This is a genomic window from Mameliella sp. LZ-28 (assembly GCF_012274245.1).
Classification (GTDB): Bacteria; Pseudomonadota; Alphaproteobacteria; order Rhodobacterales; family Rhodobacteraceae; genus Antarctobacter; species Antarctobacter albus.
Window position 1 is genome coordinate 119,910 of record NZ_JAANYX010000032.1, and the last position, 13,777, is coordinate 133,686.

Consider the following 13,777-nt stretch of genomic DNA (forward strand, 5'->3'; position numbering starts at 1 on the left):
TGCCATACCCCTTAGGATACCGCATTTCAGGGCAGGAATATGGCGGATAGCGGGTGTTGGATACCGGAATGGCGGAAAATCTGATCTCGGCCCAGGTGCCGGACTGGTCGCGTGAGCGGATCGAGCGGTTCTGGGAACCGGGCAAGAAGATGATCCGCGCGGTCCGCCGTTACCAGGCCTGGCGCGGACGCGGCCCGCTGGGACGGGTGGTGGCGCGATACTGGGTGCTCAACCACTGGTTCTGGTCGCTGATGTGCCAGAGCGAACTGCACCTGACGACCGAGATCGGCGGCGGGCTGCGCCTGACCCATCCGACGGGGATCATCGTGCACCCGGAGGCGCGGATCGGCGTGAACTGCATGATCTTTCACCAGGTGACGCTGGCGGGGCCGGTGGTTCTGGGGGGTCACGTCGACGTGGGTGCGGGGGCCAAGCTGATCGGGCCTCTGACCGTGGGCGATCACGCGGTGATCGGTGCCAACGCGGTGGTAACACGGGATGTGCCCGCCGGGGCAACCGTGGCGGGGGTTCCGGCAAAGGTGATCTCCGGGCCGGATTGAGCGGACGAGGTCAGGGGGGCGAACGGCGAAAGCGCAGGGTGTCGGCGCTGGTCGTCTCGGGATCGGGCCGAAAGCCGGATTTTTCCAACACGCGGGCGGAGGCTGGGTTGGAACGGTCGACGCCGGCGAGAAGCGTGATCCGGGCGGTTCCGTCGAGATGTGCCGCGAGGCCCTGTACCAGTTCGGTTGCATAGCCTTTGCCCCAGGCCTCTTCGGCGAAGAGATAGCCGAGGTGCGCGCAGTCCTCGTCGCCTTCGGGATCGGAAAACAGCATGAGCAGGCCGATCAGGATCCCGTCGGTCTCGACCAACCAGACGTCCGACACGGCACGGCGCGCGGCGATCCAGTTGGCGATCCGCTTTTCTGTCTCGTCCAGTTGAACCGAAGGCGGCAAAGGCCGCAGGACGGGCCGTGTGAGGATCTGGGCGAGGCGTTTTTCAAGCGCCGGGCGGCTGGCCGGATCGTTGAGCGCCGCCTCCCAGGGCGTGACACGCAACCGCTCGGTGGCGAATCCGGTCAATAGCCCAGCCCGTCGAGCGGGCGCCCGTCGAGCAGGGCGCAGTAGACGTCGATGGTCTTTTTGCCCTTCTTCGCCCAGGGGAAATAGCCGTCGGCGTAGGATTTCGCGCGGGCTGCGGTGACGGCCATGTTGCCCGGCACCTCGGCGCAGGCTTCCATTTCCAGGCGGAATCCCTCGACCATGCGGTCGAAGCTGCCCATTTCGACTCGGGCGCCCCGGCCATGATCGGCCAGGTCGCCGGGGGCGCCGTAATTCGCCACGATCACCTGGCAGCCGCAGGCCATCGCCTCGATCACCACACCTGCACCCAGCTCTCGGATCGAGGGAAAGACGAAGGCGTCGGACTGGCGCATCATCTCGGCCACCTCTCCCTGGCTCTTGCGGCCATGCATCGTGATGCAGTCCTGCAGCCCGTGCTCGGCAATCAGCGCCTCCATCCTCGCGCGTTCCGGCCCGTCGCCGACCACATGCAAGTGATGGCGGCGCAGCGCTTCGGAGGCGGCAAAGGCGCGGATCGGCAGTTCGGGCAGCTTGTAGGGAACAAGGCGGCCCGCATAGAGAAAGTCCAGCCTCCCGTCGCCACGGCTGCCCGCAGGCGCGGCGCCATTGGCGTGAAAGATGGCAGGGTCAAAGCCGATCTCGGGGAAAGAGACGATGCGCGCATCCTCGACCCGGGGCAGGTCGGCACGGGTATGGGAAAAGGCGCAGAGCACGGCGGCGGCATCGTCGTAGGTGCTGCGCGCGTAGGGCAGGTACTTGTAGAAATTCCGCAGCTTGCGCAGGCCCTCCTTTTCGCGCGTCTGTTCGGCGGCGAAGGCGCGCGGCCAGTCGAGGTTGCCGTTCAGGGGCCCGATCACGAAAGGCTGTCGCACCTTGTGCGCCAGCCAGCTGGGCAGGGTGGGCGACATCGGCGTGATGCGGTGCACGATGTCGAAACGTCCGGCCTTCAGGTCATCGCGGAAGTGTTTCCAGACGCCCCGTTCGAAGGCGAGGTAAGGCAGGTAGTTGAAGATCATCGAGGTCGACCAGCCAACCTCTTCGCCGCCGCGGATCAGCCTGGCCAGCCGGTACATGGGCGAGGCGATCCACTCGTTGTCGATATAGACCACGGGCACGGGCGGCCCGTCCTTCTCGATGTTCTCGCGGTTGCGGACATGGGTGGCCACGGTTACATCCGCCAGCTTTCCGATTTCCAGCGCGTACTTGTAGCCGACGATGGGCAGAGAGGGCCATTCCGGGTTGCATTCGTCGGCGACCAGCAGGACGCGGGGTCTTTGGGGCATCTTGGACCTTTCTACATCGCCGTGCGGCGCCGCAGGGGGGCGGCGCTGGCGGCCTGGTGCCGCCTTGGGGTGGCTTCACGCAGGCGCTCGGCGTAGCCGGTTAGCGCGCCGGCGATCAGCCAGGTCAGCGGCGTGAGCGTTGCATTGGGGATCATGTCGGCCACGTTGATCGCCAGCATCAGCGAGAGCGGCCCGACAAAGGGGGATACGGCATCCGCACGCTGCCTGGACATCGCGCGCCAGATCAGCACCAGTGGCCAGAGCAACAGGCCGAATTGCGCCAGGAACCCGACCCAGCCATAGGTGCCGATCGAGACGATCCAGAACCCGTCGGTCACGGTCAGGATGGCGCCGCTGAATGGATCCAGGATGTGATTGCGCCCCCAGCTGCCCCAGCCGAAGACCGGCTTTATATAGGCGCGTTCCAGCAGCGTGTCCTCGTTCTGGAAACGGAAGCGCAGCGATCCGGCCCGGTCCGGGTCGATCTTTTCCGCCTGGGCCAGCATCTGTTCCTGCGGCACCAGGTCGGCGCCCTTCAGGATCGGGTAGGCCAGGGCGACCGCGCCGATCAGCAGCGCGATGCGCAGTTGCGTCCGGGGCGCCAGCAGGACCACAAGCGGCACCAGCAGAACCATGAAGATCAGTGCCCCCAGCGACTTGGCCATGACCAGGACCAGGGTCAGGTAGCCCGCAACGGCCAGCGCCTTGATCTTTCCCGCGCCCTCGTGCCAGCGCCACAGCGCCCAGGCCGAGACGACAGAGGTCATCAGGAAGAAGGCGACCCAGATGCCGTGGTAGAGGAACACGATGGGGCGATAGCCGCCAAAGCGGATGGTCTGGGCAAAGAAATGTTGGAAATAGCCATAGACCCAGTTGTTGAGCTGGGGCGAGACGCGCATTTCCAGCAGCATCAGCGGCGTGTAGATCAGACCGCCCACGACCAGCGCGCGCAAGAGTTCCCGCATCGCCCCGCCAGAGGCCAGGTGCTGGCGGCCCAGAAGGAAGGGCAGCACCATCAGGAATTGTTCCAGCACCAGTGCCGCCGCATCCTTGAGCCCCAGCGCGGGCAGGCCGATGATGCCGAAATAGACCGGCTCTCCGTTGTTGAGCACCGTCATCACGGGCGAGAAGACGAAGGTCAGCAAAAGCACCTTGCCAAGACCCGACCGCGGCAACAGGGGGCCGCCCGTGTCCTTGCGCCACAGGGTCAGGGCAAAAGCCATCAGCGCCGGGATATTGTGCTTGTCCAGGGGCGGCATCATCGGAAAGTCGAAGACCGCGGGCGGTTCCGGCAGGAAAAGGTAACACAGCATCAGCGACCAGATGATCGCACGATCGAGGCGCAGCCGTGACATCATCACGGCCACGAAGATCGGGCTTGCCGCCAGTGCAAGGAAGGCGATCTGGTTGGGCATGGTCGCTTTGCGTTTGGGCGCGGGATGCGCTGGGTCTCATTGTGACCTAGCGGTGGGCTGGGGCAAAGTCGCGGCTGCAATGCAGCAAAACAGTGAAATCCGACACAATTCGGGCCCTGTACCCAAATTGGCGCGGAACGGTCGTAAAAACGCCAGTTTCTTCTATCATTGTCTTGTCAACGCCCGCGCCAGGAAGGAGCTCATGGCCCGCGACACCCTCCGCATCGCCTACCTGTGCGATATGTCCCCATTGGACCGGAACCTGTATTCCGGCGGAAATGCGCGTATTTTCGATGCGTTGCGGACCCATGCGGGCGAGGTCACGGTGTTGCCGCAGACCTGGGCGGGGGCAGAACCCCTGCGCCGCCTGATCCATGCCATGCCGGAACGGGTGAACCTGCGCGCGCGCTGGCGCGCACATTATGCCTTGCGCCATGTGATCGCGCGCCCGATCGAGGCGGAGCTGCGTCGGGGGGGCTATGACGTGCTCTTCGGGGCCTATGCACTGCACGCGCTGGCGGGGGTGCGGGTGCCTTCGGACATGGTCGCGGCCTTCACCTCGGACGCGACGCAGACGGTCTACCGCGAATCCGAGGTCGGGCAGGCGCATGAACGGGTCTTCAAGCTGGGCCGCTTCCTGGATGACTGGGTCGAACGGCAGGAACGCGCGGCGCTGGCGCGGGCCGACCTTCTGCTGTGGCCGTCGGAATGGCTGCAGAAGGCAGTGGAAACCCGCTATGGCATCGCGCCGGACCGCAGCCGCCTGGTGCCCTGGGGCGGCAATATAGCCGACCCGCCGCCGCCCGCCCCGCGCAGCCTGCGCCGGGGAGAGCCCGTGCGCCTGCTGGTGATCGGGCGTGACTGGTGGGCCAAGGGTGGGCCGGTGGCCTTTGACACGATGATGGCGCTGCGGGATGCGGGTGTGGACGCGCAACTGACCGTGATTGGCTGCGTCCCGCCAGAGAACAATTTCAACCATTTCGTTACCGTGCACCCGCAGCTGAACAAGGCGGTGCCCGAGGAACAGGCGATCTTTGACCGCGCGCTGGCAGAGGCGCATTTCATGGTCATGCCGTCCTTTGAATCCTACGGGTTTGCCTTTTGCGAGGCCGCAGCCCACGGCCTGCCAGCCCTCTGCCTTCGGGTCGGGGGCGTGCCGGTTCGCGACGGGATCACCGGCCATGCCTTGCCGCCGGGGGCAGAGGCCGCGGATTTCGCCCGCAACATCCTGTCCTATCTGGATGCGCCCGACAGCTATGCCCGGCTCAGCCGCGCGGCGCGGGCCGAGTACGAGGCGCGGCTCAACTGGGATGCCTGGGGGCGTCGGACCGCGACGCTGTTGCACGAGGCGGTGGCACGCAAACGCGATGCCCGCGCGGCCCGGAGCGCTTGACACTATGGGCCGCCGCTGGTGCTGCGGTGCGGCATGTGCTACCTCACACCCCGAGTCTTTCCCAAAGCCCGATGCGGCCGGAGCACATCATGTCCCCCCTCACAGATCACGGCTTGGCCGTGCAATCCCGCCTCAGCCAGGCCTATGGGCTAAGTCCCGACGCCGTCCTGTCGATGATGGATGCGGTCAGCCGTGGCGGCGGGATGCAGGCGCAGTTCAACGTGCCGGAGCTGGGCGGCATGGGCCAATGGCAGTCCGGCGGCATGACGATGGTCGGTGACATGTTCAACACCGGGTTGCAGAACACGGTGAACAATCTCTGCGGCGAGATCGCCAATGCCTATTACCAGGGCGCCTTCTTCCAGCCCGCGCCGCAGCCGCAGGGCAGCTGGCAGGGCCAGCAGCAGGGCGGCGCCTCGATGACATTCTCGGGCGGCAGTTTCGGCTCCTGGTGGCCGTCGGATCTGGGCCAGCCCTCGTCGCAGGGCTCGCAGAACAACCTCAGCTACGCGATCTTTCCGCAGTCGCGGCGGCTGGCGGTGAACCTGAACGGGCAGGTGACGGTCTATGACACGGGCGATCATCTGATCGGCGGCGTCGGGCAGCAGCAGTCGGGCGATGCCAGCTGGACCTTCACCAGCCAGTACGGGACGGTCTACCTGAACCAGCTTCCGGTGGTTTCGGGGGCGGGATCGGCGCCCGCGCCGTCCTTTGTCCAGCCAGAGCCCTCGCCCATGCAGCCAGAGCCTGTCTACCAGCCAGAGCCTGTTTCCCAGCCCGATCCGGCCCCCGCGCCGGTTCAGCAGGGCGGCGATTCCGATCAGATCTTTGCCGCGCTGGAAAAGCTGGGCAGCCTGCGCGACATGGGCATCCTCAGCGAGGACGAATTTGCCGCGAAGAAAGCGGAGTTGCTGTCGCGGTTGTAAGGAAAGGTGCCGCGAAGTCCGTTTCGAGCCCAAAAATACCGAAGCTATTTGGCCAACTGATGCGCAAAGCTACTGACCTTCCATTTCGAAGGGTCTTTCGATGGGTGATATCTACCACGCGGCTCAAAGCCACCAAGACCAAGGCCAAGGAAAACAACAGCAACATCTGTGATCCTGTGTTTGTCCGGGCCAAACAGGCAGTACATTGAGCCCTTCGCGTTGCCATAGTCCCCAGAAAAGGTGACCTCAGGATAGATGGCTATCGTCCCGCTACTGGTATCCAAAACGTGACTGGAGCGGATGGCCAGGGTGCGTAAGCCTCTAAAATTTGGCGTGATATTCTGTTCGACTGCTTGGATGCAGGCCGTGTCTTTGCGTAAGGAGTGATCATCCGAATGCATGTATTCCTTGTCAATCTTCAAGCCATTGGCGGACGCGATTGAGCCAATCAACATCATTGCTATTTGATAGACGAATTGCCTCATTTCATTTATCCTCCAGCAATGTAAGTACTTGGTATTATTTTATAGTTTTTCGAAATCAGTGCAAGCACATAGCATTTGTCGCAAGTTCCTGTCAGGCGCTTCGTCCTGCAAGTCGGTTGTTGCCGGCACATGTATCACGGACCTCGTATCACCCCACACAGCCAACGCTGTTCTGGCCTTAACCCGCCCATCTAACTGGCCCTATCCGGCGCTCCATCCCGCCAGTAGATTGCCCCTCAACCGCCGGCGCCTTCTGCCGGCGCCTTTGCCTTGGGAGCGCGGCCTATGAAAATGACCACCGAAGAAGCCTTCGTGAAGGTGCTTCAGCGTCACGGGATCGAACATGCCTTCGGGATCATCGGCTCGGCCTTCATGCCGATCTCGGACCTGTTCCCCAGGGCGGGCATCATGTTCTGGGACTGCGCGCACGAAGGCTCGGGCGGGTTCATGGCCGACGGCTATACCCGCGCCTCGGGCAAGATGAGCATGATGATCGCCCAGAACGGGCCGGGCATCACCAATTTCGTCACCGCCGTGAAAACCGCCTACTGGAACCATACGCCGCTGTTGCTGGTCACGCCGCAGGCCGCGAACAAGACCATCGGGCAGGGCGGGTTCCAGGAAGTCGAACAGATGAAACTGTTCGAGGACATGGTCGCCTACCAGGAAGAGGTCCGGGACCCGTCCCGCATCGCCGAGGTGCTGACCCGCGTCATCGCCAAGGCCAAGCTGGCCAGCGCGCCTGCGCAGATCAACGTGCCGCGTGACTACTGGACGCAGGTCGTCGACATCGAGATCCCCGAGCCGATCCTTTTCGAGCGGTCCTCGGGGGGCGAAAACTCGGTCGCCGCCGCCGCCGCGTTGCTGTCGGAGGCAAAGAACCCGGTGATCCTGAACGGCGCCGGCGTGGTCCTGTCCGAGGGCGGGATCGCCGCCAGCATGGCGCTGGCCGAGCGGCTGGAGGCGCCGGTCTGCGTCGGCTACCAGCACAATGACGCTTTCCCGGGTGGGCACCCGCTGTTTGCCGGGCCACTGGGCTACAATGGCTCCAAGGCAGGGATGGAACTGATCAAGGAGGCGGACGTGGTGCTGGCGCTGGGCACCCGGCTGAACCCGTTCTCGACCCTGCCGGGCTATGGAATGGACTATTGGCCCAAAGACGCCAAGGTGATCCAGGTCGACATCAACCCCGACCGCATCGGCCTGACCAAGAAGGTCAGCGTGGGCATCATCGGCGACGCGGCCAAGGTGGCGCGCGGCATCCTCGACAAGCTGTCCGACACGGCAGGCGACGAGGGGCGCGAGGCGCGCCGGACCAGGATCGCCGAGACGAAATCGCGCTGGGCGCAACAACTGACCGAGATGACCCACGAGGACGACGATCCGGGCACCAGTTGGAACCAGCGCGCCCGCGACGACAAACCCGACTGGATGAGCCCCCGCATGGCCTGGCGCGCGATCCAGAGCGCGCTCCCGCGCGAGGCGATCATCTCGTCCGACATCGGCAACAACTGCGCTATCGGCAACGCTTACCCGTCCTTCGACGAGGGACGGAAGTACCTGGCGCCGGGCCTGTTCGGCCCCTGCGGCTATGGCCTGCCCTCGATCATCGGCGCCAAGATCGGCTGCCCGGACGTGCCTGTGGTGGGTTTTGCGGGCGATGGCGCCTTTGGCATCTCGGTCACCGAGTTGACGGCCATAGGGCGTGGCGAGTGGCCCGCGATCACGCAGGTCGTGTTCCGCAACTATCAGTGGGGCGCGGAAAAGCGGAACTCGACCCTGTGGTACGACGACAATTTCGTCGGCACCGAACTGGACGAGGGCGTCAGCTATGCCGGCATCGCCTCGGCCTGCGGTCTGAAGGGCGTCATCGCCCGCACGATGGACGAGCTGACCGCCGCGCTGAACCAGGCGATCACCGACCAGATGGAAAACGGTGTGACCACGCTGATCGAGGCGATGATCAACCAGGAACTGGGCGAGCCCTTCCGCCGCGACGCGATGAAGAAACCGGTGGTGGTGGCGGGGATCGACCCCGCCGACATGCGCCCGCAGACCCCGGCCAAAGCGGCGGAATGATGGGGGACCCGGCGGGCGGGGACGTCCTTGTCCTGAACGTCGGGTCCTCCTCGATCAAATGCGTGGTCTTCGACGCCGCATTGCACGAGGTGCTGCGCGGCGGTGTGGACGGGATCGGCCAGCAGGCGGTGCTGCGCATGGGGGTCCTGCGCCAGCCGGTGACGGCGCCGGATCACGGCGCCGCTTTGTCGGTGGTGCTGGACGCGCTGGAGGCGCAGGGCGTTGCGCTTACCTCTTTGCGGGTGACCGGGCACCGCGTCGTGCATGGCGGGCCGAACCTGGCCGACCCCCTGCTTGTGACTCCCGAGGTGCGCGCAGAGATTGACCGTTGCGCACCGCTGGCGCCCCTGCACAACCCGCATAACCTTGCGGCGATAGAGGCCCTGGCCGCGCAGGCGCCCGACCTGCCGCAGGTGGCCTGTTTCGACACCGGCTTTCACGCCAGCTGCCCCGAGGTCGCGCAGCGCTATGCGCTGCCGCCCGACTGTGCCGAGGCCGGTATCCGGCGCTACGGGTTCCACGGTCTCAGCTACGCGGGGATCGTCACGCGGCTGGAGGCGCTGGCCGGGGTCCTGCCGGAACATGTGCTGGCCTTTCACCTGGGCAACGGTGCCTCGGCCTGTGCGATCCTGCGCGGGCGCAGTGTGGCAACGACGATGGGCTATTCCCCCACCGACGGGCTGACGATGGGCACGCGGTCCGGCAGCATCGACCCGAACGCGGTCCTGCGGCTGGCCGGGGAACGCGGGGTGGAGGGCGCGCGCGACCTGCTGAACAACCGGGCCGGGTTGGCCGGCCTGTCGGGTGGGATCGCGGACATGCGCGCGCTGGAGGAAAGCGATGCCCCTGACGCCGCCTTTGCCATCGCGCATTTCACCTACTGGGCGCGGCGCCACGGGGGCAGCCTGATCGCGGCGATGCAGGGGCTGGACGCCGTCGTCTTTACCGGCGGCATCGGCGAGAATTCCGCACGGATCCGGGCCGAGATCCTCGACGGTCTGGGCTGGGCGGGGGTTTGCTATGAGGCGGACAAGAACGCGCGCAACGCCCCGCGCCTGCATGGCGATGGGTCCGCCGTCACCGCCTGGGTGCTGCCCGCCGAAGAGGAGCGGGTCATCGCCCGGGCCGCGCTGGACCTGGTGCAGGCATGAGGGGTCAGTCCAGCGCCAGCGTCACCGCCGTTGCCGCCACGATGTCCTCTGCCGTGGCGCCGCGCGACAGGTCGCAGACCGGTTTGCGAAAGCCCTGCAGGATCGGCCCCAGCGCCTGCGCGCCCGCCAGTTCCTGCACCAGCTTGTACCCGATGTTGCCAGAGTCGAGATCGGGAAAGACCAGCACGTTGGCATCCCCTGTCCCCATGCCCTTCTTCGTTGCGATCCGGGGGTTCAGCGCCGCATCCGCCTGCACCGGCCCCGCGAAACCCGTCATCTCTGCCGCCGCACGCACCTTGTCCACGCTGTCACCCGCGCCGCTGGCGCCGGTGGAAAAGGACAAGAGCGCCACCCGCGCCTCTCCCAGCAGCGCCTGTGCGGTGCGTTCGGACGCCCGTGCGATGGCGGCCAGCCCTTCGGCATCCGGCGACAGGTTCACCGCGCAATCGGCAAAGATCAGGGTACGCCCGTCCGGCATCAGCATGGCAAAGAAGGAAGACGGCAGGCTGACGCCCTCGGCCAGGCCGATGGCGATCGAGGCCGCCTCGATCACCCGTCGCGTCGGCGCATCGGCGCCAGCCACCATCGCCTCGGCCTCTCCGGCGGCGACCATCGCGGCGGCGCGGTACAGTGGGCGGTCCAGCATCCGGCGCGCCAGGCTTTCCTTCATGCCGCGCGCCTCGACCAGTGTGGCGATCATGGCGTCACTCGTCGGGATCAGGCCGATGGGGGTCGCCAGCCCCTCGGCGCGCAGCCTGTCACAGGCCGCTGCCACGCGCGGTTCCTCGAGCTCGGGAAAGACGACACGCGCCCGCCGCGCCCGCGCCCGGTCAAAGGCCCGTTCCAGGAATGTCATGCCGGTTGTCCTCCGCCCGTTTGCCTTGGTGAGTTTGGCGTGCGGCAAGGGCAAAGATCAACGCGTCTCGGAGGGAATGCAGGCCTTGTCAGGCGGCGGATTTCGGGAAAATCATCCGCTTAGGCGAGAAAATATAGAACCCGGTTGCGCATGCTTGCAGAGCGGCAGAATTGATATACGAATGATGCATCAACTTGCGCGCCCGTCAGACGGCGTCAGAGGGAGGGGACATGGCACAGCCTCGGGTTGAGACATCGCCGAGGGTCTCGGACGAAGTCCGCAAGACCACCTGCTACATGTGCGCCTGCCGCTGCGGCATCAACGTGCACATGAAGGACGGCAAGGTTGCCTATATCGAAGGCAACCGCGATCACCCGGTCAACAAGGGTGTGCTCTGTGCCAAGGGTAGCGCCGGGATCATGCAGCACAACGCGCCTTCCCGCCTGCGCGCGCCGCTGAAGCGCGTCGGCCCGCGTGGCTCGGGCCGGTTCGAGGAAATCAGCTGGGACGAGGCGCTGGACACCGCGGTCGGCTGGTTGAAACCCCTGCGCGAAACCGCGCCCGAAAAGCTGGCCTTCTTCACCGGGCGCGACCAGAGCCAGAGCTTTACCGGCTGGTGGGCGCAGGCCTATGGCACGCCCAATTTCGCCGCGCATGGCGGTTTCTGTTCCGTCAACATGGCGACGGCGGGCATCTACACGATGGGCGGCGCCTTTTGGGAGTTCGGCGCACCCGACTGGGAACACGCAAGGCTGTTCCTGCTGTTCGGCGTGGCCGAGGACCACGACAGCAACCCGATCAAGATGGGGATTGGCCGGCTCAAGGAACGCGGCGCCAAGGTCATCGGGGTGAACCCGATCCGCTCGGGCTACAACGCCGTCGCCGACGACTGGATCGGGATCACGCCCGGCACCGACGGGCTCTTGATCCTCTCACTGGTGCATTGCTTGCTCAAGGCCGGGCGGATCGACCTCGACTACCTGGCGCGGTTCACCAATGCGCCGGTCCTGCTGGAGTGCGATCCGAAGTCGCCCGATCACGGCCTGTTCCTGCGCGACGCGGACGGCAAGCCGCAAGTGATCGACCGCGCCACCGGAAAACAGGTGGCCTGGGACACGCCCGGCATCATGCCGGACCTGACCGGCCATGTCCGGCGCGCGGGGGTCACCCATACCTCGGTCATGCACCACATCGCGGAACACTACCTCGATCCGCAATATGCGCCCGAAGCGGTGGCCGAGCGCTGCGGCCTGACCCCCGAGCGTATCCGCGCGCTGGCCGCCGAACTGGCCCGCGCGGCCTTCGACGATCCGGTGGTGATCGACCGGCCCTGGACGGATTTCCGGGGCGCCAGGCATGACCGCATGGTGGGCCGCCCGGTGGCGATCCACGCCATGCGCGGCATCTCGGCCCATGCCAACGGCTTCCAGACCTGCCGCGCCCTGCACGTCCTGCAAATCCTTCTGGGCGCAGTGGAAACCCCCGGCGGGATGCGGTTCAAACCGCCCTACCCGAAACCGGCAGAGGCCCACCCGCGCCCGCACGCACGGGCCAGGCCCGGCCAGCCGCTGAACGGCCCCCACCTCGGCTACCCGCAGGGGCCGGAGGACCTGGCGCTGTCGGAGGACGGTTTGCCGCTCAGGATCGACAAGGCCTTTACCTGGGAAAACCCGCTGTCGGCGCATGGGCTGATGCACATGGTCATCTCCAACGCCCACGCAGGCGATCCCTACCGGATCGACACGCTGTTCCTCTACATGGCGAACATGGCGTGGAACTCCTCGATGAACACCGCCGGTGTCATGGAGATGCTGACCGACACGGATGAAAACGGCGACTACAAGATCCCGCACATCATCTACTCGGATGCATATTCATCCGAGATGGTCGCCTATGCCGACCTGATCCTGCCCGACACGACTTACCTGGAAAGGCATGACTGCATCTCGCTGCTCGACCGCCCGATCTCGGAACCGGAGGCCGCGGCGGATGCGATCCGCTGGCCGGTGGTGGAGCCGGACCGGGACGTGCGCGGCTTTCAATCGGTGCTCCTGGACCTCGGCGCGCGGCTGGGCTTGCCGGGCATGATCGACGAGGACGGCGCCCCGACATACGCCGACTACGCGGATTACATCCAGAACCACGAGCGGCGCCCGGGCGTCGGCCCGCTGGCGGGCTGGCGCATGTCCGACACCGGGCTGACCCACGGGCGCGGCAGCCCCAACGCCGCGCAGATCGACAGCTACATTGCCAACGGCGGCTTCTGTACGCTGCACATCCCCGAAGAGGCGCAGTATTTCAAACCCTGGAACCGCGCCTACCAGGACTGGGCGGTCACGACCGGACTCTGCGATACAGCCGCGCCCTACCTCTTCCAGCTCTACGTCGAACCCCTGCGCCGCTTCCAGCGCGCTGCCGAAGGCCACGGCGACCAGCAGCCGCCGGACCACCTGCGCGACCAGATCAAGGGCAAACTCACCCCCCTGCCGCTCTGGTACGCGCCCGACGCGGGCAGTCCCGACACATACCCGGTCCATGCCCTGACCCAGCGCCCGATGGCCATGTACCACAGCTGGGGCAGCCAGAACGCGTGGCTGCGGCAGGTGCACGGGCACAATCCGATGTACCTGCCCTCCCGGCTGATGCAGGAACACAGGCTGCAGGATGGCGACTGGGCGCGGATCACCTCGCCGCACGGGGAAATCACCGTTCCGGTGATGGAAATGGCCGCGCTCAACCCGAACACGATCTGGACCTGGAACGCCATCGGCAAGCGCAAGGGGGCCTGGGCGCTGAAACCCGGCGCCCCCGAGGCGACCAAAGGCTTTCTCCTCAACCACCTGATCCACGAGCTGCTGCCCCCCAAGGGCGACGGACTGCGCTGGTCCAACTCCGATCCGGTCACGGGCCAGGCCGCATGGTTCGACCTGCGCGTGCGGCTCGAAAAGGCCGAGGCTCCCCACGAAGAAAGCCGGCCCGCCTTCGACGCGGTCACCTCTCCTGTCGGCCAAGGGCCGGACCAACTGACCTGGCAGAGCAAGACCTGATGCTTCTTTGGTTTCAAAAATACCTCGGGGGAGTCGCGCGCAGCGCGACTGGGGGCAGAGCC

Annotated in this window: 11 protein-coding genes; 6 read left to right on the forward strand and 5 right to left on the reverse strand. The window is 65.9% G+C overall.

The window, feature by feature from the left end:
* Window positions 1-68 precede the first annotated feature (68 nt).
* On the forward strand, window positions 69-560 hold the full coding sequence (locus G9Q80_RS15800) for a serine O-acetyltransferase (protein ID WP_074621989.1): 492 nt from the start codon (window positions 69-71) through the stop codon (window positions 558-560).
* A 10-nt stretch (window positions 561-570) separates the two neighbouring features.
* On the opposite strand, the gene G9Q80_RS15805 is transcribed toward G9Q80_RS15800, so the two are convergent.
* The 3 genes from G9Q80_RS15805 to G9Q80_RS15815 are packed head-to-tail and all read right to left on the reverse strand — an operon-like array spanning window position 571 to window position 3,778.
* Complete coding sequence (locus G9Q80_RS15805; protein WP_157903802.1) at window positions 571-1,080, reverse strand: GNAT family N-acetyltransferase; 510 nt, start codon at window positions 1,078-1,080, stop codon at window positions 571-573.
* Window positions 1,077-2,363: a glycosyltransferase gene (locus tag G9Q80_RS15810; protein ID WP_088714611.1), complete on the reverse strand. Its 1,287-nt coding sequence runs from the start codon at window positions 2,361-2,363 to the stop codon at window positions 1,077-1,079. The genes G9Q80_RS15805 and G9Q80_RS15810 overlap by 4 nt, the downstream gene beginning before the upstream one ends.
* Before the next feature lie 11 nt (window positions 2,364-2,374).
* Window positions 2,375-3,778 (reverse strand): hypothetical protein, encoded by a 1,404-nt coding sequence (locus G9Q80_RS15815; RefSeq protein WP_088714612.1) that lies wholly within the window; start codon window positions 3,776-3,778, stop codon window positions 2,375-2,377.
* 202 nt (window positions 3,779-3,980) lie between these two features.
* Here G9Q80_RS15815 and G9Q80_RS15820 point away from each other — a divergent pair, with 202 nt between their 5' ends.
* Window positions 3,981-5,171 (forward strand): glycosyltransferase family 4 protein, encoded by a 1,191-nt coding sequence (locus G9Q80_RS15820; protein WP_088714613.1) that lies wholly within the window; start codon window positions 3,981-3,983, stop codon window positions 5,169-5,171.
* An 89-nt stretch (window positions 5,172-5,260) separates the two neighbouring features.
* Window positions 5,261-6,097, forward strand: coding sequence for an SHOCT domain-containing protein (locus G9Q80_RS15825; RefSeq protein ID WP_088714614.1), 837 nt, complete (start codon window positions 5,261-5,263; stop codon window positions 6,095-6,097).
* A 44-nt stretch (window positions 6,098-6,141) separates the two neighbouring features.
* Here G9Q80_RS15825 and G9Q80_RS15830 read toward each other — a convergent pair whose 3' ends face one another.
* Window positions 6,142-6,582: a hypothetical protein gene (locus G9Q80_RS15830; protein ID WP_088714615.1), complete on the reverse strand. Its 441-nt coding sequence runs from the start codon at window positions 6,580-6,582 to the stop codon at window positions 6,142-6,144.
* A gap of 285 nt (window positions 6,583-6,867) precedes the next feature.
* Between G9Q80_RS15830 and xsc the strand changes: the two genes are divergently transcribed.
* Window positions 6,868-8,661, forward strand: a complete 1,794-nt coding sequence (xsc, locus tag G9Q80_RS15835) for a sulfoacetaldehyde acetyltransferase (protein WP_088714616.1) — start codon at window positions 6,868-6,870, stop codon at window positions 8,659-8,661.
* On the forward strand, window positions 8,658-9,812 hold the full coding sequence (locus G9Q80_RS15840) for an acetate/propionate family kinase (RefSeq protein WP_332835989.1): 1,155 nt from the start codon (window positions 8,658-8,660) through the stop codon (window positions 9,810-9,812). The genes xsc and G9Q80_RS15840 overlap by 4 nt, the downstream gene beginning before the upstream one ends.
* A 4-nt stretch (window positions 9,813-9,816) precedes the next feature.
* Here the strand turns inward: G9Q80_RS15840 and G9Q80_RS15845 are convergent, their stop codons facing one another.
* Window positions 9,817-10,668, reverse strand: a complete 852-nt coding sequence (locus G9Q80_RS15845) for a phosphate acyltransferase (protein ID WP_088670643.1) — start codon at window positions 10,666-10,668, stop codon at window positions 9,817-9,819.
* Window positions 10,669-10,898: 230 nt separating this feature from the next.
* Between G9Q80_RS15845 and G9Q80_RS15850 the strand changes: the two genes are divergently transcribed.
* Entirely contained in the window at window positions 10,899-13,715 is a 2,817-nt protein-coding gene (locus G9Q80_RS15850) for a molybdopterin oxidoreductase family protein (protein WP_088714618.1), read from the forward strand.
* Window positions 13,716-13,777 lie beyond the last annotated feature (62 nt).

Coding starts and splice junctions, on each gene's coding strand:
- G9Q80_RS15800 (WP_074621989.1), top strand. CDS start 69: ATGGCGGAAAATCTGATCTCGGCCCAGGTGCCGGACTGGTCGCGTGAG.
- G9Q80_RS15810 (WP_088714611.1), bottom strand. CDS start 2,363: ATGCCCCAAAGACCCCGCGTCCTGCTGGTCGCCGACGAATGCAACCCG.
- G9Q80_RS15815 (WP_088714612.1), bottom strand. CDS start 3,778: ATGCCCAACCAGATCGCCTTCCTTGCACTGGCGGCAAGCCCGATCTTC.
- G9Q80_RS15820 (WP_088714613.1), top strand. CDS start 3,981: ATGGCCCGCGACACCCTCCGCATCGCCTACCTGTGCGATATGTCCCCA.
- G9Q80_RS15825 (WP_088714614.1), top strand. CDS start 5,261: ATGTCCCCCCTCACAGATCACGGCTTGGCCGTGCAATCCCGCCTCAGC.
- G9Q80_RS15830 (WP_088714615.1), bottom strand. CDS start 6,582: ATGAGGCAATTCGTCTATCAAATAGCAATGATGTTGATTGGCTCAATC.
- xsc (WP_088714616.1), top strand. CDS start 6,868: ATGAAAATGACCACCGAAGAAGCCTTCGTGAAGGTGCTTCAGCGTCAC.
- G9Q80_RS15840 (WP_332835989.1), top strand. CDS start 8,658: ATGATGGGGGACCCGGCGGGCGGGGACGTCCTTGTCCTGAACGTCGGG.
- G9Q80_RS15845 (WP_088670643.1), bottom strand. CDS start 10,668: ATGACATTCCTGGAACGGGCCTTTGACCGGGCGCGGGCGCGGCGGGCG.
- G9Q80_RS15850 (WP_088714618.1), top strand. CDS start 10,899: ATGGCACAGCCTCGGGTTGAGACATCGCCGAGGGTCTCGGACGAAGTC.